Origin of the sequence: Arthrobacter sp. AL12 (genome assembly GCF_029960645.1) — a bacterium.
Taxonomy (GTDB): Bacteria; Actinomycetota; Actinomycetes; order Actinomycetales; family Micrococcaceae; genus Arthrobacter.
Genome location: NZ_JASBQY010000005.1, coordinates 66,596 through 87,061, shown reverse-complemented (window position 1 = coordinate 87,061; position 20,466 = coordinate 66,596). Strand labels below are relative to the sequence as shown.

Below are 20,466 nucleotides of genomic sequence, written 5' to 3'. Positions count from 1 at the left end.
CGCGTGTCCCTTACGCGTCCGGTTCTGCGTCCGGCGAAGGTGTTGATGACAACCCTTGGCCAGGCCGGTTCCGGAACCCGGGACCGGCAGATATGTACTGGCAGGAAGATACTCGTAAGTGGCACACGTGCAACACCTCGAGAATCAGCCGCAGCGTACCTGTATCGGATGCCGGAAGAAGGGGTCGCGGTCGGAGCTACTCCGGCTCGTCGCCGACGGCAGCGGTTCATCCGCCGTCGTAGTGGATGAACGACGCCGGATGGCTGGCCGGGGTGCATGGCTGCACCCCAGCGAAAAGTGCCTGGCACTGGCGGTCAAACGTCGAGCGTTTGGACGCGCCCTCAACGGCGCTGCCGGAACAGCCGACGTCGAACGCCGGATCCTGGCGGGCACGCAAGCCGTGGACACCCCGGTGGCCGCAGCAACAACCGTCCAACCTGAAAGCGGGTCAGAAAACTGATGGAAACCCGATGAGTTCCCAGCGATGAGTGCGCAACGATGACAACTTTGTTGCGCTCTGCAATGGACCTTTCAGCTGCACTCGCGGCGGAGGTCCGCATTAAGAAGTAGACGGTTCGTGCCTGGCTCGGTGCGGACCGAGACAGGAGAAATGTGGCCAAGGTCCGCGTACATGAGCTTGCTAAAGAGCTCGGTATTACTTCCAAAGATGCAGTAACCAAACTGCAGGAACTGGGCGAATTCGTTCGCTCTGCCTCTTCCACCATTGAGGCCCCCGTTGTGAGGAAACTCCGCAACGCGTTCCCCGACGCAGCAGCAGCTTCGAAGTCCGAAGCGCCTGCGTCCGCCCCCAAGGCACCCGCCAGCCCCTCGGCAAACCGTCCGGCGCCCGCGCCGGCTCCGGCTGCCCCGAAGGTTGCGGAAACCAAGACTGAAGCTCCGGCTCCGGCAGCAGCTGCTCCGGCGGCCAGTGCCGCTCCGGCGGCTCCCTCGGCAGCACCGGCCGCGCCGGCGGCTCCCGCTGCCCAGGCTCCGGCTGCGCCCTCGACGGGCGCCAAGCCCGGCGCGCGTCCGGCCCCCAAGGCTGAAGCCCCGGCTGCTCCGGCACGCCAGGGTGGCTCTGCACCCCGCCCGGGCGGTCCCCGTCCCGGGAACAACCCGTTCGCTACGTCCCAGGGCATGCCCCGGGGCCGCGGCGGCGACAACGAACGTCCCTCGCGTCCGGGTAACAACCCGTTCGCTCCTTCCCAGGGCATGCCGCGTCCGGGCGGAAGCCGCACCGAGGGCGAACGCCCCGGCGGTCCCCGTCCCGCAGCAGGCGCTGGTGGTCCCCGTCCCGGTGCTCCCCGCACCGGCGGCGCTCCGGGTGCACGTCCGGGCGCACCGCGTCCGGCCGGCGCAGCCGGCGCTGGCCGCCCGGCAGGGGCCGGCGGAAACCGTCCGACTCCCGGCATGATGCCGAACCGCACCGAACGTCCCGCACCCGCTGGTGCAGGCCGTCCCGGCGGCGGAGCCCGTGGCCCGGGCCGTCCGGGTGGCGCTCCAGGTACCGGTGCCCCCGGTGCCGGTGGCGGCGCTCCGGCCGGCGGTGGCTTCGGCAAGGGTGGCCGCGGTCGCGGTGGCACCCAGGGTGCTTTCGGTAAGGGCGGCGCAGGCCGCGGCAAGCAGCGCAAGTCGAAGCGTGCCAAGCGCCAGGAACTCGAGCAGATGAGTGCTCCGTCGCTGGGCGGCGTCAGTGTGCCCCGCGGCGACGGCAACACCGTAGTCCGGCTTCGCCGAGGCTCGTCCATCACGGACTTTGCCGACAAGATCGAGGCGAACCCCGCAGCACTGGTGACCGTCCTCTTCCACCTCGGCGAAATGGCTACCGCCACGCAGTCGCTGGATGAAGAGACCTTCGCCCTGCTCGGCGAGGAGCTTGGCTACAAGCTCCAGGTCGTGTCCCCGGAGGACGAAGAGCGCGACCTGCTCTCCGGCTTCGACATCGACTTCGACGCCGAGCTGGAAGCCGAAGGCGACGAGGAACTCGAGGCACGTCCTCCGGTTGTCACCGTCATGGGTCACGTTGACCACGGTAAGACCCGCCTGCTCGATGCCATCCGCAAGTCCGACGTTATGGCGGGCGAGCACGGCGGCATCACGCAGCACATCGGTGCTTACCAGGTCACACATGCTCACGAGGGTATCGATCGCAAGATCACCTTCATCGATACTCCGGGCCACGAGGCGTTCACCGCCATGCGTGCCCGTGGTGCGAAGGTCACCGACATTGCCATCCTCGTGGTCGCAGCGGACGACGGCGTGATGCCCCAGACCGTTGAAGCCCTCAACCACGCGCAGGCGGCCAACGTGCCGATCGTCGTGGCTGTGAACAAGATCGACAAGGAAGGCGCCAACCCGGAGAAGGTCCGCGGCCAGCTGACCGAGTACGGACTGGTTCCGGAAGAGTACGGTGGCGACACCATGTTCGTGGAGGTCTCTGCCCGCCAGAACCTGAATATCGACGAGCTGCTCGAGGCCGTCCTGCTCACCGCAGATGCAGCCCTGGACATGCGCGCCAACCCGAACAAGGACGCCCGCGGTATCGCGATTGAAGCCAACCTGGACAAGGGCCGCGGCGCGGTCGCTACCGTCCTGGTTCAGTCCGGCACCCTGCACATCGGCGACACCATCGTGGCAGGCACGGCCCACGGCCGCGTCCGTGCGATGTTCGACGACGACGGCAGCTCCCTGACCGAGGCCGGCCCGTCCCGCCCCGTGCAGGTACTGGGTCTGTCGAACGTCCCGCGCGCCGGCGACACGTTCTTCGTGACCGCCGACGAGCGCACCGCCCGCCAGATCGCCGAGAAGCGTGAAGCTGCGGACCGCAACGCCGCACTGGCCAAGCGCCGCAAGCGCATCAGCCTGGAAGACTTCGACCAGGCCGTCGCCGATGGCAAGATCGACACCCTCAACCTCATCCTCAAGGGTGACGTGTCCGGTGCCGTGGAAGCCCTCGAAGACGCGCTGCTCAAGATCGACGTCGGCGAGGGTGTCCAGCTCCGCGTTATCCACCGCGGTGTCGGTGCGATCACTCAGAACGACGTCAACCTGGCGACGGTCGACAGCGCCGTCATCATCGGCTTCAACGTCAAGCCCGCCGAGCGTGTTGCCGAACTGGCAGACCGCGAAGGCGTGGACATGCGCTTCTACTCCGTCATCTACGCAGCAATTGATGACATTGAGGCAGCCCTCAAGGGCATGCTCAAGCCGGAATACGAAGAGGTCCAGCTTGGCACCGCCGAGGTCCGCGAAGTGTTCCGTTCCTCCAAGTTCGGCAACATTGCAGGCTCGATCGTGCGCTCGGGTGTTATCCGACGCAACGCGAAGGCCCGTGTCAGCCGCGACGGCAAGGTCATCGGTGAGAACCTCACGGTTGAGACGCTCAAGCGCTTCAAGGACGACGCCACCGAGGTCCGCACGGACTTCGAGTGTGGTATCGGTCTTGGCTCGTTCAACGACATCAACGAAGGTGACACCATCGAGACCTTCGAGATGCGCGAAAAGCCGCGCGTCTAAGTCTGTCTGTGCGTTACAGGTGCGGGGCCGTTGGATTTTTTCCGGCGGCCCCGCCCCTGCGCTGGGCGGCCAACGTCTGACGACGTCGGCCGCCCAGCTCCGGCAGGCCCGATGCCACTCCCAGGCCGCCGGAAAAAAACCAACGGGTCCGTCGTAGGCTTGCCTTAGGCGCGTGGCAACAAACCAGAAGTGTGTACGTACGCCGTTTACGCGCCGTCGTACATCCAAATTTTTAGGAGTGGAAATGGCTGATCCCGCACGGGCTGCCAAGTTGGCGCAGCGGATTAAGGTTGTTGTTGCCGAGGCGCTGGGCCGGAGGGTCAAGGATCCCCGGCTTGAGGGCGTCACCGTCACTGATGCGCGTGTGACCAACGATCTTCAGCATGCCACGATCTACTACACCGTGTTCGGTGACGAGTTGGTCCAGGCTGAGGCTGCCAAGGGGCTTGAGAAGGCCAAGGGCGTGCTCCGGCAGGAAGTCGGACGGAACGTCACTGTCCGGCTGACCCCGACCCTGGAGTTCGTGGCGGACCAGATCCCGGTCAACGCCTCCAACCTGGAGGAGCTCCTCCGGGCTGCGAAGAAGCGCGACGCCGAGGTGGCCGCACTCGCTGCCAGCGCCAAGCACGCCGGAGATGCCGACCCGTACAAGAGCGACACCCCGCAGGATGTGGAGCTCGACGAGGACGACTTCGACGAAGAGGACCTGGACCTCACCAACGAAGACGACGTCGACGAGGACAGCAACAAGTAGCCCTACCCGAGCGTCGACGCAGTCCTGAACCAATGCAGTTCTGCACATTAACGGCCGGCCCCGGGAGGGGCCGGCCGTTAATGTGTGGCTGCTGCGCTGTCCCGTCAGGAGCCGGTGGCCCGCGATCTCACCCGTCCCGCAGATTCAGCTGCATCACCTGGCCGTCTGGCTTGCCGTCGGGTCCGGGCAGGGCGTTGACCGTGGCATACAGGGAATCACCGCGGAGGTCCACGTCGGCGGCGAATCCGGCCCCAAGCACCACCGTCTGGTCGCCTGAGTGGGGGTCGATCCTGAGCACACCTTCGCCGAACAGGGAGGCGACATACAGGTCGCCGTCCTTGTTCAGGGCGAGTCCCGTGGGCGTCATGATCTCATCCGCGACGAGCTTCACCTCGTCGTCGTCGGGGTCCACCTTGAAGATCGCCCCGCGGGCACCCAGTGCCGGATCTTCGGGGCCGCCGGGGAGCGACGTGATGTACAGCCAGCCATCCGGCCCGACGGCGACATCGGTCGGGACGGCCTCGAAGTCATAGGTCGTTCCCACGACGCAGTCCGGCAGCCCGTTGGAGGCCGCAGCTGCCGTGGTGATCTTGTAGGGCCGCGGCGGCAGTACAGCGACCGTCCTGGTCTCGCCGCTGCGGGTATCAACCGACACCACACTGTTCGCCCCCGCATCGGCGACGTAGATGGTCTCCTCGGTAACGGCGATCCCGTACGGATGCGAATCAACTTCACCCCTGTAGCCGGCGGGCATGTTGACCGGCAGCTCCGCTTCGCAGCCCGCTGGCAGGTCACGGAAGCCGTACCGGGTATCCCCATCGGAGTTCTCCTCCGTTTCCAGGGCGGCGAAGTCACCCAGGGTCCGCTGGCGCCCGTCGTCGTCGATGATCCGGACGTGGCCGGCGAGCTCGGCCGGATGGGGTCCGGCGCCCTGGCTCTCCAGGAAATAGGTCCTCCCATCCCGCCGGTCGTTGCCCGCAACGCTCCAGTCAGGGGATTCGTAGAGGACTTTCTTGTTCCCCTCGGAGTCGACCCTGGTCAGCCGGCCGGCAAAGGATTCGCTCACCGTGACGGAGCCGTCGCGACCGGCGCTGACATGCAGCGGCCCCACCAGTCCGCCGGTGAGCGGAACCGGTGCCGCGTACCGTGCGGCTGCCACCGACGGGCCGTCCGGCGCTGCGCCGGCAGCTGACCCGGTAGCGAGGAACACGGCGACCGTGGCAGCCGTGGCGGGCAATGACAATTTCTTTCTCATGGTTGGCTCCCGGGGCGAGTGATGAGGAATCCACATCCTTGAGACCCTTGAGACCGGTGTTAAGGTAGCTGTCGTATTGACGGCCCCCCAAGCGGATATTAAGCCCTCGGCGACGCAAAGTCGATGCCTGCGCGGTGGCCAGGGATCTGCTGGGGCAGAGGGAGTTGCTGGCTATGATCGGACCATGGTCACGGCACCCTCAGCTTCCGACATCAACCGCTTCCTGGATCAGGCCATCGGGCTCGCCGCCGCCAATGTGGCCGCGGGCGGCGGACCGTTCGGGGCGCTGGTGGTGACCCCCGACGGGCGGATCCACGAGGGCGTCAACCACGTCACGCGGGACAACGATCCCACAGCCCACGCCGAGGTGGTTGCCATCCGCACGGCCGCCGCCGCGTCCGCCACTTTTGATCTGAGCGGCGCCGTGCTCTATGCCAGCTGCGAACCGTGCCCGCTGTGCCTCGCTGCCGCCCTCTGGGCCCGCATTGGCCAGGTCCACTTCGCCGCGGACCGTCAGGCCGCTGCGGGAGCCGGATTCGACGATGCGCTGTTCTATGAGTACTTCGACGGCAGCCGGCCAGACCTGATGCCGGTCCGCCAAACAGCCGTCCCGGCGGCGGACGTTCCCTTCCAGGCCTGGCATGACAACCCGGACCGCGTTGAATACTGACGACGGCCACCCTGACGGCCACCCTGACGGGCACCCTCACGGGCACCCTGACGGCCACCCTGACGGTCTCGGCCGCCATGGCCTGGCCGGGGACTTTGGACTCTATGCCCGCTCCGCGCGTGGGCGTCCTATGGAACCATGACTGCGGGGACTCGGGAAGGCGGCGGTCCGTGGGCTCCAGCCTGATTACATGCCCCCAGTGCGGGAAGACCAACCGGATACCGACGGCGGCTGCCGGCCATCCGCGCTGCGGGAACTGCCGCACGGACCTGCCCTGGATTGTCGACGCCGGCGACGCCGACTTCGCTGTCATCGCCGAGCAGTCCTCAACGCCCGCCCTGATCGATTTCTGGGCAGCCTGGTGCGGTCCCTGCCGCATGGTCAGCCCCGTGCTGGACAAACTGGCCCAGGAGCGGGCCGGCCGGGTCAAGCTCGTCAAGGTCGACGTCGATAAGTCACCGGCGCTCTCACGGCGCTTCGACGTCCAGGCCATTCCGACCATGCTGGTCATCCGGGACGGCAAAGTGGTCGCCCGGCAGGCGGGTGCTCCGCCGGCCGCGGCCCTGCGCCAATGGCTCGACGGGGCGCTGGCGGCGGGCAAACCGTGAGCGTCCCGCGGGCGAAATGGAGGAAGCAATGACCGGGATACTGCGCTACGAAGTGGGTTCCGGGACGGTGCTGGTCGAGGTCGCCGATGACAGCTTCGGCGTCGAACGCCCGCACGGAACGAGCAGGGAATCACCGACGCCGGGCGGCGGCTGGAGGATGCCCTTGCCGCCATCCGGCCGGCGGCCAACGCGGCGGCGGAGGTCCTGAGGGAAGTCGGCGCAGCGCAGCTGGAGCTTCAGTTCGGCGTAGAGCTGGCCGGTGAGGCGGGGGCCATCACCGCGCAGAACTGCTCCGAGGCCCACTTCATCGTCAGGCTGTCGTTCGCCCACAGGCCCCCGCCGCAATTGTCGCCGGAGGAAGAGATCATACTGTGAGGCCGTCCGGCCCGGTGGAGTGGGCCGCGGCGCGGCCCCGCGGGCCCAGGAAGTCAGCGGCGCCGGCTCCGCGCGCCTTGGGCGCCCAGGCCGCCCAGGAGGGGCGAGCCGACCCCCAGCAGGAAGCCGAAGTCGTACCAGTTCCCGGCGCGGGCCGAGTTGTAGAACGGGAATTCACTCCACTGGCCGAAGACGTGCGCGATCAGCACAATCCACGCCGTGAGCCCGTTCCAGATGCCCCATAACAAATCCTGCCACCACATGCGAACCTCCCTGACGGAACCCCGACACACCAGTCCCGGAGCGGTACGCCCCGCGACGCACGCGAAGACCGCGCACTGCGCTCAGGTTAGGCGTTGCAATGCCGCGGCGGTAGGGGACAGGGACCCGGTGCCCGGGCTGTCAGCCCTCGGCCGCGACCCGCGCCGGGAGCCGGCCGAGGCCTTCGACGAGGTCGGCCTGGCTGCTGCAGAGGGCAATCCGGATCCAGCCCTCGCCGATCGAGCCGAACGCGGTGCCCGGGGCGAAGGACACCCCGGAATCGGCCAGGAAGCGCCGGACCCAGGACCGGACATCCCCGCCGCTGGCGTGGGACACGTCCGCCCAGAGGTAGAAGGCCCCCTGCGCGGTGAGGAACGGTATCCCCTTGGCGGCCAGGACGGCCGAGGCGGCGTCGCGGTTGGCCCGGTAGTGCGCGTGGGCGTGGCTGACGTAGTCCTGCGGGCCGGTCAGCGCGGCCAGCGCCGCGTACTGCGAGGGCGCGGCGACACAAGAGACGATGGCCTCCATCACGTTGTTCATCTTCTGCTCCAGGCCGGGCGGGCAGATCAGGGCGCCGATCCGCAGCCCGGTCAGGCCGTAGGTCTTGGAGAGCGTGAGCGAGGTGAACACACGCGCTTCGCCCGGGACGTCGCTGTCGAAGCGGGCGGGGCTCACATGCGGGACGTCGTACGTGAACGCTTCGTAGCATTCGTCGGAGATGATCCACAGATCGTGCCGGACGGCCAGGGCCACGAGGCTGCGGGTGAGCTCCTCGCCCAGGACGGCGCCGAGCGGATTGGACGGCGAATTGAGGATCAGCACCTTGGTCCGCGGTGTGATCAGCTCCTCGATGTCCGCGATCCGGGGCTGGAAGTCATGCTCGGGATACAGCGGGTACCGCACCGGGACGGCGTGCAGCAGGCTGCTGGTCATGGCGAAGGTCGGGTAGCCCGGATTGGGGATCAGGATTTCGTCACCGGGGGAGAGCAGCAGGCTCATCGCGAAGTGCAGGCCCTGCTGGGCGCCGTCGACGACGTAGACACGGTCGGCGCCGACCGGCGTCGCGTTGTGTTCCCGGAACCTGGCCGCGAAGGCCTCGCGCAGGGCCGGAATGCCGGCGTTCGGGGTGTAGTTCGTTTCGTCGCGGTCCAGGCAGGCCATCCCGGCTTCGAGGATATGGCGCGGGACAGCGAAGCCCGGTTCGCCGATGCTCAGCACGATCGCGCCGGGGGTGCCCCAGGCGGCTTCGGTGATTTCGCGGATCTGGTTGATGGGGACGTCGCGGACGTGGGGGGCAAGCTCGGGCATGTCTGCCATCCTAACCGGCGCAGATATACTGGGGAGCGTGCTTTCTGGACTGGTAATAGTGGACAAGCCGCAAGGCTGGACCAGCCACGATGTGGTTGGGCGGATGCGGCGGCTTGCCGGTACCCGAAAAGTGGGCCACGCCGGAACGCTGGATCCGATGGCCACGGGCGTTCTGGTGGTCGGCATCAACAAGGCCACCCGCCTGCTCACCTACATTGTGGGCACCTCCAAGACCTATACGGCCACCATCCGCCTGGGCGAATCAACGGTCACCGACGACGCCGAAGGCGAGGTCACCGCGACGCACAGCGCCGCGGCGGTCACCGAGGAAGCCGTCAGGGCCGGCGTCGCCGCGCTGACCGGTGGGATCCAGCAGATTCCCAGCAGCGTCAGCGCCATCAAGGTCAACGGAGAGCGCGCCTACGCCCGCGTCCGCTCCGGCGAAGAGGTCAAGCTAGCCGCACGGCCGGTCACCATCCACCGTTTCGAGGTCCACGGGTTCCGTCCCGTGCGCGACGGCGAGGCCCTGGACGTGGACGTCACCGTCGAGTGTTCCTCCGGCACCTACATCCGGGCCCTGGCCCGCGACCTCGGCGACGCGCTCGGCGTCGGCGGTCACCTGACGGCGCTGCGCCGCACCCAGGTGGGCCCCTACACGCTGGACCAAGCCCACACCCTGGAGCAGCTCGCCGAAGAGCTGGACGTGCTGGAAATGTCCCAGGCCGCCCGGGCACTCATGCCCAACCGCGAACTCAGCGACGAGGAAACCACCGAGATCTCCTTCGGCCGCAGGATCGCCGCGGGGTCGGCCGCCGGTACCCCCGGCGCAGCCACGCCGGAGAACCCGGCCGCAGGCTTCGCCCCCGACGGGACCCTCGTGGCCCTGCTCGCGGACAAGGGCAGCTACGCCAAACCGGTGCTGGTGTTCGCGCCGGACAATGAGAAGCATGCACCCAAGCAGCCGACGGCGGAACAGCAGGCCGGACAGTAGTGGACGCGTATTTCTACATCATCCTTGTCGTCGGGCTGGTCTCCACCGTCATCTGCCTGGGCGCCGGCATCCTCAAGAAGGCCCCGAACGACACGACGATCCTCTCGGTGGCCGCCGTCGAACTGTCCCTGCTGGTGTACCTGGTCGGGTCGATCGTCCGGGTCGCGGGCGGGGAACAGATGGCGGGGGAGCCGTGGGAGTTCTGGGGTTACCTGCTGACGGCACTCCTGCTGCCGGTCGGCGCGGTGTACTGGGCCATCCTGGAACGCACCCGCTGGAGCAACTTCGTGCTCGCCGCCGTCGGCGTCACCGCCCTGGTGATGGCGGCCCGAATGAATCAGATTTGGTACTGACGTGGAAGAGGCAGAGAACGTGACGGCGAAACCTTCGCACCAGGACATCGCAACGACCCCGGCCCCGGCAAAAGACACCCGCAACACCGGTCCCGGCCGGCTGCTGATCGCCGTTTACGCCGTGTTCGCTATTTCCGCTACGGCCCGGGCGGGTTTCCAGATTCTCACCAAGTTCTCCGAAGCCCCCCTGGCGTATTTGCTGTCGGCTTTCGCCGCCGTCGTCTACCTGGTGGCGACGGTGTCCCTCGCGAAGTCCGGCCGGACCTGGTTCAAGGTCTCCGTTGCGGCGGTGCTCGTGGAACTGGTGGGAGTGCTGGTGGTCGGGGCCCTCAGCCTGTTCGACTCGGTCAATTTCCCGCATGAGACGGTCTGGTCCCTGTTTGGCCGCGGTTATGCGTTTATCCCGCTGCTGCTGCCGATCCTGGGCCTGATCTGGCTGTACCGCCGCCGTCCCGCCCCGAAGCAGGCCTAAGCGCCTAGCCTGCGGGCCGGTCCAGTTCCTGGAACAGCGTGATCTGGAGCCCGGCAGGGCCGGTGAGCCGTGAGTTCACCGAGCGCCACGGCGTTTCCCGAGGTTCCGCTATGAGCGTGCCACCGGCTTCCACGAGGTACCGGGTGGCTTCTTCCGTATCGTCGACCTCGAAGGCGACCCGGATCCGGGCGCTCGGCTGCCCGTCGGCCTCCACCTGGTCGATGTGCTGGACCTGCGCCGGGTTGGAAAGCTCCAGGGTGGCGCGGCCAGCTTCGAGGATCGTGATGCGCGCATCCCCCTCGCTGGGAACCACTTCACGTTCCACGAGTCCCAGCACGTCCCGGTAGAAGGTCAGGGCGGCGTCGTAGTCCTCCGTCTTGACGACGAGGCGCAGCTGCCGGACAAGGGGGGTGTGATTTTCAGACGTCATAACCGAACCTTAGGACGGACTGTTCCAGAGCGGAATGCTGATTCCGGAGCGGGATGCCGCTGTTGTTGCCGGCTGCTGGGTCTGGCTGCCCCCATTCCTGACGGCCCCCGTTCCTGGCTGCCCCCGTTCCTGGCTGCCCCCATTCCTGGCTGCTGCCCCGGGCCCGCGTCGAGGGCTCAGTCCGTTCCGGCGTCGAGCCCCAACAGCCTGCCGCGCAGGACCGGCCAGGCCGCTCCGAACCCGGGATGTAATTCCTTGTCGCCGACGAGCTCAACCGGCACCCACTGCAGCTCCAGGCTTTCCGGGTCGCTGATTTCCGGTTCAAACGCGTCCACGACTTCGACAGCGACCGTCGTGTAGCTCCAATAGCCGACGTCGAAGACCGAGGTGAACAGTACCCGGACGTTCTCCGGCGGAACGGCTGCTTCTTCCTTTGCCTCGCGCAGGGCGCCGTGGACTGCCTCTTCGCCCTGGTGCAGGGCTCCGCCCGGGAGGCCCCAGGTGCCGCCCTGGTCGCTCCACAGGGCCCGGTGCTGAAGCAGGATGCCCTTAGCGGAGTCGTGGACGAGTAGACCCGCCGAGCCAAAGCGCCCCCAGAACCGGCCACGCTCACCCTCAACCCAGGCGTCACCGGGATCACGGGGACCGTGGGGCCGGCGCAGCTCGATGGGGAGCTCGGTTTGTGCGGCGGGGGGCTGTGCTTCGTTGGGCTCTGTGCTGTGGGGGAGTGCCGGGCTGGAGGTCGGGGCAACAGGGCTGTCCATGCCCCCAGTTTCCCACGGCACTGCCCGTGCCGGCCGGAGTGTGACTCCGCGGGGCTGGCCTTGACGCCGGCGTGGATCCCGCCCGTATCCGGGCCGAACAGCTGGGCGCGTTAGTGTCACACCTCAAAAGTAGTGTTGAGTCATGGAAGCCATTGCAGATTTCGTCCCGGTACAGGCCACCCGGCCTGGCGCCGGCATCCTCCCTGGCGTTGCCCGGCTCACACCCGTTTCTGTCACACCTCAAAAGTAGTGTTGAGTCATGGAAGCCATTGGAGATTTCATCCCGCTACAGGCCACCCGGCCTGGCGGCGTGATCCTCCCGGGCGTTTCCCGGCTCGCGCCCGTTCCTCCCGAAGCGGAGGGCGTGGACGGTGCCCTTGATGCGGCGCTTGCCCTGCTCCGCTCCTGCAACGGGACGGCTGTGCCCGCTGCGGCGCTGTTCGGAGTGGCGGAAGCCGCGGACTTCGCTGACCGTGTGGAGGAGCTGTCCCGCATGGTCGATTACTTCCAGCTCGTGGCCGCGGGGGCGGTCGACCGGACCCGAACCCAGGCAGCGGCTGGAGCCAGGACTGCCGCCGCGAAGTTTGGCGCCAACGCGCCTGCCGGCTGGTTGACTGGCTGGAATGCGGAGGCTAGTGCGCCGAAGACTACTCCACCGGACCCCATCTGGAATGAACAGGAAGGCACTGCTCCTTCCCCGGGATGGGTCGACGACGGATACCGGAACACCGCGGAATTCCTGCGGGCGCGGCTGCGGATCAGTGCCCCGGAAGCCCGACGCCGGCTTGCCCTCGTCGCGGACGTCCTGCCGCGAACAGGCATATCGGGACAGCCCCTGCCGGCCGCCAAAGAGGAACTCGCGGCTGTGACCGCATCGGGGGACATCAGCTCACGGACGGCGACCATCATCAGCCTTTCCCTGGACAGTGTCCGGCATGTGTCCGCACCCGGGGACGCCGCGCGGATGGAGCATGCCCTCACCCGGACGGCGGTCGAGAACGACCCGGACTTTCTGACCCGGATCGCCAAACGCTGGACGGACGCCTTGGACCAGGACGGCGAGGAACCCAGCGAGCAGGAACTGCGCCAGCGCCAGGGCGCCTTCATCCGCCGGGCACACCGCGGACTGCAGCATCTGGAAATCTTCGCCACAACCGACCAATTCGAACACCTGATCACGGTCATGAACACCGCCACCAACCCGCGGACCGGCGTCGCATCCGGGCCAGGCGACGGCAACGATTCCCCCTCCCAAACCGGGCCCGGGGCTGGTCCCGGCGTCGACGGCGATGCGGACGACGAGGCTGCGGCGGAACGGCTGGATCAGCGGACCCGGCCGCAGCGGCTACTCGACGGCCTCGTCGGTGCCTGCAAAGTGGCCCTCGCCGCCGGAGACCTGCCCGCCGCGGGAGGGCTGCGCCCGCAGGTGATGGTCACCATTGACTACCGTGACCTGCTGGAACGGCTCGGCGCCGCCGAGGCGGAGACGCGTGCCCCGGGCTCCAATGCCGGGACTCTGATGTTCACCGGCCCTGTCTCGGCCTCAACCGTGCGCAAGCTCGCCTGCGACGCCGACATCATCCCGATTGTGCTGGGTGGACAAGGCCGGATCCTGGACATCGGACGCACATCGCGGGTCTTCCCGCCGCACATCCGCAAGGCCATCACGGCGCGGGACAGGGGATGTGCGTTTCCCCAGTGCGCCATCCCGGCGCCCTGGTGCGAGGCCCACCACATCAACTACTGGTCCCGCGGCGGAAGCACCGCCACAGAGAACGCGGCACTTCTCTGCTCCTATCACCATCACCTAATCCACAAGGAACAGTGGACCATCGAACTGCGAAGCAGCGTCCCGTGGTTCATCCCGCCACCGCACGTCGATCCGCGCCAGGTGCCACGGCGAAACCGTTATTTCCGGCTGGAGTGAGGCTGGGTATGCTCCGCGGCTCGGCCTGGGGTGATGGCTTATCGACGATGCGTAATGGGGGGCGGTCCTGCCGGGAGCGGTGCTGCTGCCACCGAGGGATCATGGCAAATTGGCACTACGCGTTCGGTTCTTTCCGGTTGAGATCAAAGCGAGGACCAGCCCTGCCATCACGATCGGCGCAGCTGCCATGTACGCGCCGCCGAGAAATGTAAAGGCCAGACTCAGAGGATAGGCCGCTCCCACCCACCCGGCCGCCATCCAGGTGGCCCTTGCGACCGCTGAACGGGGACGTCCCAACAACGCCATTAGGCTCACTGCGCAGCACCAGACGCCGGCCGACAGAAAAACCATCGCACCCAGGAATGCAAGCCGATCGGAGCGGAATGCGCCGCCAAAATTTGCGAACCCTATGCCCGCCAGCACCAACCCCACAGTCAGCAAACCCAGTTCCGATACAAAAAGCACTGGACGATCGAGCCTGGATTTGTGCATCACACGACCCTAATCGGAATGGCATTCACGGGCTACAGATGCCTGGATCCGGGGATACCGCTGAGCCTGTCCCGGAGAGCGTTGCGCAAACGAAACGGGCCCGAGGTGCCAACAATGCCATACTAACGCCATGGCTCTCCAAGGGACAAAGGGTACCGTGGCGCTGCGGTACTGTGCCGTCGTTATTCTGATGGCCGTAACTCAGCTGGCGGGCTTTTGGTTTCATTCAGGTGATGTTTATCAAGGTGTGGCAAATGTCCCCCTGAGCGAATTTCCCGAGGATGTGGATTTTGTTTTCGTTCTGACCTTCGCCGCCACCGTGTTTGGGCTTAAGTACCTGATCTACGAGCTCGCCGGCTACGCGACCGCATTGATGATCGACATGGCATCGATATTTTCGGCGTCGAAACCCATACCGGATTCAGGCATAGCCATTCTGGCCGCAGTTTTCCAAACGCCGTTGGTCCTCATCGCATGTGCGGGCGCAATCGCAGCCATTGTTCTTTGGAAGGGCCTGCCTCCCAGAACCGGGGCTGCCGCGGCTCCCTGATCGTTGGGCGTATCGGCTGCGCCGCAAAGCCCCAGGTATGCGGGCCACCCAGGGCTAGCGGAACTGCACAAACACGCGCACCGGGTCAGGTCGGAAATCCGAACCCTCGGTGAAGCCGAGGGCCTCGTAGAAGGCACGCTGGCGCGGTTCGTTGTCAGTGATCAGTACCAGCTGCCGGACGTGCCGGTAGCGCACCAGCACGGTCTCCAACAGCGCGCGGCCGGCGCCCGATTTCTGGAAAGCCGGGTCCACGAGGATGTCCTGCAGGTAGCAGATGGTCGCGTCGTCGGAGATCGTCCGGGCCATCCCAACCAGCGCCCCGCCGCTGTTCCGGGCCGTGACTACGAAGGATGAACCGCGCACGGCCTCGGCCAGGACGTTGGGTTCCCGGGTATACGCACCCCAGCCCACGGATTCGTAGAGCGCCAGTACCTCCGAATCGGAGAAGGGGGCACCGGCGAGGACGGTGAACTCGGACATCGGATCAGTGTGGCACACACAGCCCTGATCCGCTTGCCGTAGTAGGGGTGCTAGCGTATCGCCGAATACGCAATGTCGATGCGCAATAGTGGCAGGGCCCGGCAGGGCTGTAACCAGGGGCAGGGACCATGAACGCGTCTGTGATCATCCGCAAGTGCCAGGCGAGTGATCTTCCCGCCCTCGTCCGGCACGAACCTTCGAACTCACGGATCGCCGAAGGTTTTCTGGAACGGCAGGCGGCCGGGGAGCTGATCTACGCCACGGCGTGGACCGGGGAAACCCCGCACGGCGGGGCTGTGCTGGATTTCCGGGGCGGGCCCGTCCCTGAGCTGAAGCATCTCTTCGTGTACCCCGGCAGCAGGGGAGCGGGGATAGCCGGAGCGGTCTGCCTCTGGCTGGAGGAGCAAGCCAGGCTGGCCGGCCACGGCGAGATCATCCTTGGTGTCGAGCCCGGCAACACGGCGGCACTCCATCTCTACCTCGGCCTGGGCTTCCGGCCCACCGGCGGCACCGCGACGTATTCGTACGAAGCCCTGGACACCGCCGGCAACCGAACCGTCGCCACGGAAACAGCAGACTGGTACCGCAAACCACTCGGAAGCCTTAAGGCCGGCACCGGCGCCGAACCACCCCCGGCTGCACCCTCCCGGGTCCTCTTCTACGGGGTGACCGGCAGCGGCAAGTCTTCCGCCGCCCGCGCCTACGCTCAGGCGACCGGGCTGCCCGAGTTCTCGGCGGACGATGACATTGGCTGGCTGCCCGGGTGGCAGCAGCGCACCGTCGAGGAGCAGCGGGAGCTCGCGGCCGCGATTGCTGCCCAGGACCGCTGGGTGCTGGACAGCGCTTACGGGGTGTGGCGGGATGTGGTTCTGCCGCGGGCGGAGCTCGTCGTCGGCCTGGACTATCCGCGCTGGCTTTCGTTGGCCCGGCTGGTACGCCGCACGCTGCGGCGGGCCGTGACCCGGGAACCGGTCTGCAACGGCAACCAGGAAACCCTGGGCCGGCTCTTCATCCAGGACTCGATAATCCGGTGGCACTTCCGGTCGTTCACACGGAAACGACAGGTGATGCGCAGTATCGATTCGGATCCAGCGATGCCACCCGTAGTGCTCTTCCGACATCCCCGCCAGCTCGACGCCTGGCTCACGGAGCTGTCCGCCGCGGGGGCTGGGTCCGCGCGGGCCGAAAGCCTCTGACCCGACGACGGCGGACGGCGGCTAAGCTGGTCGCATGGCCGCACTCAAGCCCCCAGGGGAGCTGGCAGACGCTGAACGTGCCTCCCTGCTCAGGGCCGTGAAAGCATTCCACACTTTCGCCTGGTTCACGATCGAGGCCTGCATGGTCTACGTCCTGTGTGCCGGCGTCCGCGGCCGCACTGACCGGAGGGTGGCCCTGGCCGCAGGCGTCGTCACCGCCGAAACCCTGATCTTCGCCGCCAACGGCTTCCACTGCCCGCTCACCGCCGTGGCCAGGGACCTGGGCGATGAGACGGGCTCCGTCACGGATATTTATCTGCCACGGTGGTTCGCGCGGAATCTCCCGGCTATCCACGTTCCACTGATCCTGGCCGCCGTGCTGCTGCACTGGCGGAAACACGGCTCCGCGGACGACAGGACCGCACTCCTCGCCCCGGCTCGTTGACCGGCACATCGACCGGCCCATCGCCGCGCGTCGTCCGCGGCGCTAGCGCAGTGGGTCGCCGTTGGGGTCAACGCGGAAGTGCTCAATCACCCTGTTAGTCGCTGTGTCGATGATGACCACTGAATCCGCCGGCCAGGTCGGATCGGGAACGACTGTATAGGGAACATCCGTAATGAGGGTCGGCCGCCCGGCGTCGTTGATCCTCCGGCTGAAGGCATCGACCACCATGGTGGTCCTGGTATTGATCGCCACCGTTTCCTGGGGGAGCCCCGCGGAGCTGCCGCTGGCCGGTGTCGCGTTCCACCAGCCTTCGTAGCCGCCCACAGGCGGTACCGCCGGCGGTTCGACCGACGCTTCAGCCGACGTCGACCGGGACATCGGCGGTGTCCCGGCGTTCCCGGCGGCTTCGGCCGCACCGCCGCAGGCGCTCAAGGCAACTCCGGCAGCGAGCATCACACAAACAGTGGCAACGTGTGGCGCTCTGTCAGTCAAACCCACGATTTTTGTCCCCCAATATTGTCATTGTCCCGGCCTACTTCTTCCCGAACAGATCGCCCAGGAGCCCGCCGGACCCGCCATTTTCATTCTTCCGCTCCACCGGCTCGCTCTCCTGGAGGTCGACGTCGATCAGCTCTCCCGGGCGCGGCGCGCCGCCGGTGGCCTGGCCCTGCGGGTGGGCCTGTGGTTCCAACGCAGCGTCCTGCCCGGTGTCCGGAACGGCTGCCGGCGCGGACGGCTGGCCGCCGCCGAGCAGCCCGCCCAGCAGGTCACCAAGCCCGCCCATCCCGCCACCGCCGGCGCCGGCACCTGCACCACCGGCGGCGCCGCCAAGGATGCCGCCCAGAATTCCGCCAAGGTCGATGCCGCCGGCCCCGCCGGCGCCGCCGGGCTGTCCGGCCCCGCCCGCGCCGCGGGCCCCGCCCGCGCCGCCGGCCCCGGACGACTGCCCGCGGCCCCCGAGGATCTTGTTGGCAAGGTAGGACATCACGATCGGGGCCAGGATCGGCAGCAGCTTCTTGATCAGGTCCCCGCCCACGCCGCCGAGTTGGGACGCCCCGGCCAGCCGGCTGGCGACCTGGTCCTGCTGGCCGCCCAGGACGTGGCTCACGATCTTTTCACCGTCCGCGGTGTCCACCTGCGAGATATCGACCCCGCCCTCCAGCAGCCCGTCCTGGTGCTGGCCGAGCGCCGACTCCAGCGACGCGGCGCCGTCGGAGGCCTGGGCATTGTTCTGCATGCCAGCCAGCAGCGTGGGCACGGCAGCTTCCACTGCGGCCTGGGCTGTCTGCCGGTCGGTGCCGAGCAAGCCGGCAATCTGCTCTACCGGGACCTGCCGCAGGATGTCGTGGAGCTCGGTCATGGCGTTCTCCTTCAGCCGCAGCACAGTGCGGGCCTCGCTGGACGCGGCGCCGGCGCCTGCGCCGGCGGACGGTTGCCCTTGCATCGTAGTCCGGGTGCCCGGAACGCGAAAGGACCCTGCCCGGGGCCGGGCAGCGCCCGTCGGAGCCGGACCGTGTTTGCGGGTAATCTAGGAGAGTTCCGGAGCCGGCAGGATTCTCCGGAGGTGCACACGGCAGGCAGCAAAAGGCGAGGTTGATGGTCCACATCTGGAACGATCCGTCCGAAGTCCCGGCGGACTTCGGTCCTTCCGTCGTTACCTTCGGCAACTTCGACGGTGTCCACCGCGGCCACCAGCAGGTGCTCTCGCAGCTCATCCGCATCGCCCGCCTGAACCACGCCCGGGCCGTCGCCATCACCTTCGACCCGCATCCGGCGCAGGTCCACCGCCCCGAATCCGCCCCGGAACTGATCATGGGCCTGGAAGACAAGCTCGTCGCGCTCGGCGAACTCGGCCTCGACGCGGTGCTCGTCATGAAGTACTCCCTCGAACTGGCCAGCCTCACCCCCGAAGAATTCGTCGCCGACGTCCTGGTCGGCGCCCTCAAGGCCAGCCACGTCGTGATTGGCCACGACGCCCGGTTCGGCCGGGGCAACTCCGGGGACCTGAACACCATGCAGGAGCTTGGCCGGAAACTCGGTTTCGAGGTCCTGGTCATCAGCGAGTTCGGCTCCGAGGGCTTCCCGCTGCACGGCGATCAGTACGACGACGGCGGCACGGACCGCCGCTGTTCCTCCACCTGGGTGCGCGAGGCACTGCGCGAGGGCGACGTCGCCACGGCGGCCGCCGTCCTGGGCCGGTCGCACCGGATGCGCGGCGAAGTGGTCCACGGCGCCGCGCGCGGCCGCGACCTCGGCTTCCCGACTGCCAACCTCGCCCCCAACGCCAGCGGCTACGTCCCGGCCGACGGCATCTACGCCGGCTGGCTCGTCGACCAGGCCGGCACGCGCTGGCCCGCGGCCATCTCCGTGGGCTCCAACCCGACTTTCGACGGAGTCAGCCGGCAGGTGGAGGCGCACGTGCTAGACCGTCCGGAAGAGGCTGTCGAGGACTTCGATCTGTACGGCCAGACAGTAGTAGTGGAATTCGTCGCCCGGCTGCGCGGAATGGTGGCGTACCGTGGCCCTGAAGCGTTGGTGGACCAGATGCGCCTGGACGTGGTCCAGGCCCACGACATTCTGTTCGCGCGCTGAACCGCCAGGCTGAACCGCCAGGTTGAACCGCTGCGCCGAACCGCCGCGCTGAACCGCGCGGCTGATCCGCGGTCCTTGCGGGCGGTTTCGCCGGCGGGTCCGGGCAGTGAAGCACCGCCATTGGGCAAGGAAGGCAAGAAATCGTGACGATTGAGAAAAACACCAGGGAGCTGGACAAGGACATTGTCCGGGACTTCAGCTCAAAGATGAGCTACGCGTCCTACCTGCAGCTGCCGACGCTCCTGAGCGCCCAGCAGCCGGTCAGCGCCCCGGAGCACCACGACGAGATGCTGTTCATCATCCAGCACCAGACCACGGAGCTGTGGCTCAAGCTGGTCCTGCACGAGCTCCGCAGCGCCGCCGCCTGGCTCCGCTCCGACGATCTCGGCTCGGCCCTGAAAGCCATCGCCCGGGTCAAGCACATCCAGAAAACCCTGACCGAGCAGTGGTCCGTGCTGGCCACCCTCACCCCCACCGAGTACTCGCAGTTCCGCGGCTTCCTGGGCAACTCCTCCGGATTCCAGTCCAGCCAGTACCGCGCGGTCGAATTCCTGCTCGGCAACAAGAACCGCAAGATGCTGCCGGTGTTCGAATCCGACCCCGAGGCCCATGCGATGCTGCTTGAGCTCCTCGAATCCCCGAGCATCTACGACGACTTCCTCGCCTACCTCAAGCGCCAGGGCTTCGACGTGCCCGCCTCGCTGCTGGAGCGGGACGTGACCCAGGCGCACGAGTTCTGCGCCGAGCTCGTCCCGGTCTTCAAATACATCTACGAGAACGCCGCGGACAACTGGGGCGCCTACGAGGCCTGCGAGGAACTCGTGGACCTCGAGGACAACTTCCAGCTCTGGCGCTTCCGGCACCTGCGCACGGTGCAGCGCACCATCGGCATGAAGTCCGGCACCGGCGGCTCCAGCGGCGCCGCCTTCCTGCAGAAGGCCCTGGAACTGACCTTCTTCCCCGAGCTCTTCGCCGTCCGGACGGTGATCGGCCAGTGAGCGCCCTTCAGCCGGAAACGGCGGGCCCC

General features: G+C 67.4%; 24 protein-coding genes. 15 read left to right on the top strand and 9 right to left on the bottom strand.

The genetic code is table 11. The features are described from left to right. The first annotated feature begins 118 nt into the window (after positions 1 to 118). The 3 genes from QK291_RS07890 to rbfA all read left to right on the top strand — a co-directional run bounded on the left by QK291_RS07890 (position 119) and on the right by rbfA (position 4,270). The gene (locus tag QK291_RS07890; RefSeq protein WP_348994562.1) at positions 119 to 460 is read left to right on the top strand and encodes a YlxR family protein; all 342 of its coding nucleotides are present in this window, start codon (positions 119 to 121) and stop codon (positions 458 to 460) included. A 152-nt stretch (positions 461 to 612) separates the two neighbouring features. Then, positions 613 to 3,516 (top strand): translation initiation factor IF-2, encoded by a 2,904-nt coding sequence (gene infB / locus QK291_RS07885; protein ID WP_282380637.1) that lies wholly within the window; start codon positions 613 to 615, stop codon positions 3,514 to 3,516. Between the two features lie 244 nt (positions 3,517 to 3,760). Continuing rightward, positions 3,761 to 4,270: a 30S ribosome-binding factor RbfA gene (gene rbfA, locus QK291_RS07880; protein ID WP_282380635.1), complete on the top strand. Its 510-nt coding sequence runs from the start codon at positions 3,761 to 3,763 to the stop codon at positions 4,268 to 4,270. A gap of 127 nt (positions 4,271 to 4,397) precedes the next feature. Here the strand turns inward: rbfA and QK291_RS07875 are convergent, their stop codons facing one another. Next, positions 4,398 to 5,525 carry a ScyD/ScyE family protein gene (locus QK291_RS07875; RefSeq protein ID WP_282380633.1) on the bottom strand — a complete coding sequence of 376 codons (1,128 nt, stop codon included), beginning with the start codon at positions 5,523 to 5,525 and terminating at the stop codon, positions 4,398 to 4,400. A gap of 184 nt (positions 5,526 to 5,709) precedes the next feature. Here QK291_RS07875 and QK291_RS07870 point away from each other — a divergent pair, with 184 nt between their 5' ends. The 3 genes from QK291_RS07870 to QK291_RS07860 all read left to right on the top strand — a co-directional run bounded on the left by QK291_RS07870 (position 5,710) and on the right by QK291_RS07860 (position 7,178). Then, positions 5,710 to 6,195 (top strand): nucleoside deaminase, encoded by a 486-nt coding sequence (locus QK291_RS07870; protein ID WP_282380631.1) that lies wholly within the window; start codon positions 5,710 to 5,712, stop codon positions 6,193 to 6,195. A 170-nt stretch (positions 6,196 to 6,365) separates the two neighbouring features. Further along, complete coding sequence (gene trxA, locus QK291_RS07865; RefSeq protein ID WP_282380630.1) at positions 6,366 to 6,803, top strand: thioredoxin; 438 nt, start codon at positions 6,366 to 6,368, stop codon at positions 6,801 to 6,803. Positions 6,804 to 6,932: 129 nt separating this feature from the next. Further along, the gene (locus QK291_RS07860; RefSeq protein WP_348994566.1) at positions 6,933 to 7,178 is read left to right on the top strand and encodes a CU044_2847 family protein; all 246 of its coding nucleotides are present in this window, start codon (positions 6,933 to 6,935) and stop codon (positions 7,176 to 7,178) included. 53 nt (positions 7,179 to 7,231) lie between these two features. On the opposite strand, the gene QK291_RS07855 is transcribed toward QK291_RS07860, so the two are convergent. After that, positions 7,232 to 7,441, bottom strand: a complete 210-nt coding sequence (locus tag QK291_RS07855) for a hypothetical protein (protein WP_282380628.1) — start codon at positions 7,439 to 7,441, stop codon at positions 7,232 to 7,234. Positions 7,442 to 7,580: 139 nt separating this feature from the next. After that, positions 7,581 to 8,747 (bottom strand): pyridoxal phosphate-dependent aminotransferase, encoded by a 1,167-nt coding sequence (locus QK291_RS07850; RefSeq protein WP_282380627.1) that lies wholly within the window; start codon positions 8,745 to 8,747, stop codon positions 7,581 to 7,583. A gap of 37 nt (positions 8,748 to 8,784) precedes the next feature. On the opposite strand from QK291_RS07850, the gene truB reads away from it, so the two are divergent. The 3 genes from truB to QK291_RS07835 are packed head-to-tail and all read left to right on the top strand — an operon-like array spanning position 8,785 to position 10,563. After that, positions 8,785 to 9,738 (top strand): tRNA pseudouridine(55) synthase TruB, encoded by a 954-nt coding sequence (gene truB, locus QK291_RS07845; protein ID WP_282380626.1) that lies wholly within the window; start codon positions 8,785 to 8,787, stop codon positions 9,736 to 9,738. After that, entirely contained in the window at positions 9,738 to 10,091 is a 354-nt protein-coding gene (locus QK291_RS07840) for a hypothetical protein (RefSeq protein WP_282380625.1), read from the top strand. The genes truB and QK291_RS07840 overlap by 1 nt, the downstream gene beginning before the upstream one ends. A gap of 46 nt (positions 10,092 to 10,137) precedes the next feature. Then, positions 10,138 to 10,563, top strand: a complete 426-nt coding sequence (locus tag QK291_RS07835; protein WP_282380834.1) for a hypothetical protein — start codon at positions 10,138 to 10,140, stop codon at positions 10,561 to 10,563. 4 nt (positions 10,564 to 10,567) lie between these two features. Here QK291_RS07835 and QK291_RS07830 read toward each other — a convergent pair whose 3' ends face one another. Further along, on the bottom strand, positions 10,568 to 10,993 hold the full coding sequence (locus QK291_RS07830; RefSeq protein ID WP_282380624.1) for a VOC family protein: 426 nt from the start codon (positions 10,991 to 10,993) through the stop codon (positions 10,568 to 10,570). Between the two features lie 176 nt (positions 10,994 to 11,169). Next, positions 11,170 to 11,757 carry an NUDIX hydrolase gene (locus QK291_RS07825; RefSeq protein WP_282380623.1) on the bottom strand — a complete coding sequence of 196 codons (588 nt, stop codon included), beginning with the start codon at positions 11,755 to 11,757 and terminating at the stop codon, positions 11,170 to 11,172. Positions 11,758 to 12,016: 259 nt separating this feature from the next. On the opposite strand from QK291_RS07825, the gene QK291_RS07820 reads away from it, so the two are divergent. Beyond that, positions 12,017 to 13,684: an HNH endonuclease signature motif containing protein gene (locus QK291_RS07820; protein WP_282380621.1), complete on the top strand. Its 1,668-nt coding sequence runs from the start codon at positions 12,017 to 12,019 to the stop codon at positions 13,682 to 13,684. Positions 13,685 to 13,783: 99 nt separating this feature from the next. On the opposite strand, the gene QK291_RS07815 is transcribed toward QK291_RS07820, so the two are convergent. Next, positions 13,784 to 14,176, bottom strand: coding sequence for a hypothetical protein (locus QK291_RS07815; protein ID WP_282380619.1), 393 nt, complete (start codon positions 14,174 to 14,176; stop codon positions 13,784 to 13,786). A gap of 130 nt (positions 14,177 to 14,306) precedes the next feature. Between QK291_RS07815 and QK291_RS07810 the strand changes: the two genes are divergently transcribed. Further along, positions 14,307 to 14,726 carry a hypothetical protein gene (locus QK291_RS07810; protein WP_282380617.1) on the top strand — a complete coding sequence of 140 codons (420 nt, stop codon included), beginning with the start codon at positions 14,307 to 14,309 and terminating at the stop codon, positions 14,724 to 14,726. A 54-nt stretch (positions 14,727 to 14,780) separates the two neighbouring features. Here QK291_RS07810 and QK291_RS07805 read toward each other — a convergent pair whose 3' ends face one another. After that, complete coding sequence (locus QK291_RS07805) at positions 14,781 to 15,206, bottom strand: GNAT family N-acetyltransferase (protein WP_282380616.1); 426 nt, start codon at positions 15,204 to 15,206, stop codon at positions 14,781 to 14,783. Positions 15,207 to 15,334: 128 nt separating this feature from the next. Between QK291_RS07805 and QK291_RS07800 the strand changes: the two genes are divergently transcribed. Next, positions 15,335 to 16,402: a GNAT family N-acetyltransferase gene (locus QK291_RS07800; protein ID WP_282380615.1), complete on the top strand. Its 1,068-nt coding sequence runs from the start codon at positions 15,335 to 15,337 to the stop codon at positions 16,400 to 16,402. 34 nt (positions 16,403 to 16,436) lie between these two features. Next, positions 16,437 to 16,847, top strand: a complete 411-nt coding sequence (locus QK291_RS07795; protein ID WP_282380614.1) for a hypothetical protein — start codon at positions 16,437 to 16,439, stop codon at positions 16,845 to 16,847. Between the two features lie 42 nt (positions 16,848 to 16,889). Here QK291_RS07795 and QK291_RS07790 read toward each other — a convergent pair whose 3' ends face one another. After that, complete coding sequence (locus QK291_RS07790; protein ID WP_282380613.1) at positions 16,890 to 17,339, bottom strand: hypothetical protein; 450 nt, start codon at positions 17,337 to 17,339, stop codon at positions 16,890 to 16,892. Between the two features lie 40 nt (positions 17,340 to 17,379). Continuing rightward, positions 17,380 to 18,207 carry a DUF937 domain-containing protein gene (locus QK291_RS07785; protein ID WP_282380611.1) on the bottom strand — a complete coding sequence of 276 codons (828 nt, stop codon included), beginning with the start codon at positions 18,205 to 18,207 and terminating at the stop codon, positions 17,380 to 17,382. Between the two features lie 236 nt (positions 18,208 to 18,443). On the opposite strand from QK291_RS07785, the gene QK291_RS07780 reads away from it, so the two are divergent. Both QK291_RS07780 and kynA read left to right on the top strand, forming a co-directional pair. Continuing rightward, positions 18,444 to 19,439, top strand: a complete 996-nt coding sequence (locus tag QK291_RS07780) for a bifunctional riboflavin kinase/FAD synthetase (protein ID WP_282380609.1) — start codon at positions 18,444 to 18,446, stop codon at positions 19,437 to 19,439. 143 nt (positions 19,440 to 19,582) lie between these two features. Next, the gene (gene kynA, locus QK291_RS07775) at positions 19,583 to 20,437 is read left to right on the top strand and encodes a tryptophan 2,3-dioxygenase (protein WP_282380607.1); all 855 of its coding nucleotides are present in this window, start codon (positions 19,583 to 19,585) and stop codon (positions 20,435 to 20,437) included. Positions 20,438 to 20,466: the final 29 nt, after the last annotated feature.

Excerpts from the sequence above, each read along its gene's own strand:
- rbfA (WP_282380635.1), top strand. The coding sequence starts at position 3,761 with ATGGCTGATCCCGCACGGGCTGCCAAGTTGGCGCAGCGGATTAAGGTT.
- QK291_RS07875 (WP_282380633.1), bottom strand. The coding sequence starts at position 5,525 with ATGAGAAAGAAATTGTCATTGCCCGCCACGGCTGCCACGGTCGCCGTG.
- QK291_RS07870 (WP_282380631.1), top strand. The coding sequence starts at position 5,710 with ATGGTCACGGCACCCTCAGCTTCCGACATCAACCGCTTCCTGGATCAG.
- QK291_RS07855 (WP_282380628.1), bottom strand. The coding sequence starts at position 7,441 with ATGTGGTGGCAGGATTTGTTATGGGGCATCTGGAACGGGCTCACGGCG.
- QK291_RS07850 (WP_282380627.1), bottom strand. The coding sequence starts at position 8,747 with ATGCCCGAGCTTGCCCCCCACGTCCGCGACGTCCCCATCAACCAGATC.
- QK291_RS07830 (WP_282380624.1), bottom strand. The coding sequence starts at position 10,993 with ATGACGTCTGAAAATCACACCCCCCTTGTCCGGCAGCTGCGCCTCGTC.
- QK291_RS07825 (WP_282380623.1), bottom strand. The coding sequence starts at position 11,757 with ATGGACAGCCCTGTTGCCCCGACCTCCAGCCCGGCACTCCCCCACAGC.
- QK291_RS07820 (WP_282380621.1), top strand. The coding sequence starts at position 12,017 with ATGGAAGCCATTGGAGATTTCATCCCGCTACAGGCCACCCGGCCTGGC.
- QK291_RS07815 (WP_282380619.1), bottom strand. The coding sequence starts at position 14,176 with ATGCACAAATCCAGGCTCGATCGTCCAGTGCTTTTTGTATCGGAACTG.
- QK291_RS07810 (WP_282380617.1), top strand. The coding sequence starts at position 14,307 with ATGGCTCTCCAAGGGACAAAGGGTACCGTGGCGCTGCGGTACTGTGCC.
- QK291_RS07805 (WP_282380616.1), bottom strand. The coding sequence starts at position 15,206 with ATGTCCGAGTTCACCGTCCTCGCCGGTGCCCCCTTCTCCGATTCGGAG.
- QK291_RS07800 (WP_282380615.1), top strand. The coding sequence starts at position 15,335 with ATGAACGCGTCTGTGATCATCCGCAAGTGCCAGGCGAGTGATCTTCCC.
- QK291_RS07795 (WP_282380614.1), top strand. The coding sequence starts at position 16,437 with ATGGCCGCACTCAAGCCCCCAGGGGAGCTGGCAGACGCTGAACGTGCC.
- QK291_RS07785 (WP_282380611.1), bottom strand. The coding sequence starts at position 18,207 with ATGACCGAGCTCCACGACATCCTGCGGCAGGTCCCGGTAGAGCAGATT.
- QK291_RS07780 (WP_282380609.1), top strand. The coding sequence starts at position 18,444 with ATGGTCCACATCTGGAACGATCCGTCCGAAGTCCCGGCGGACTTCGGT.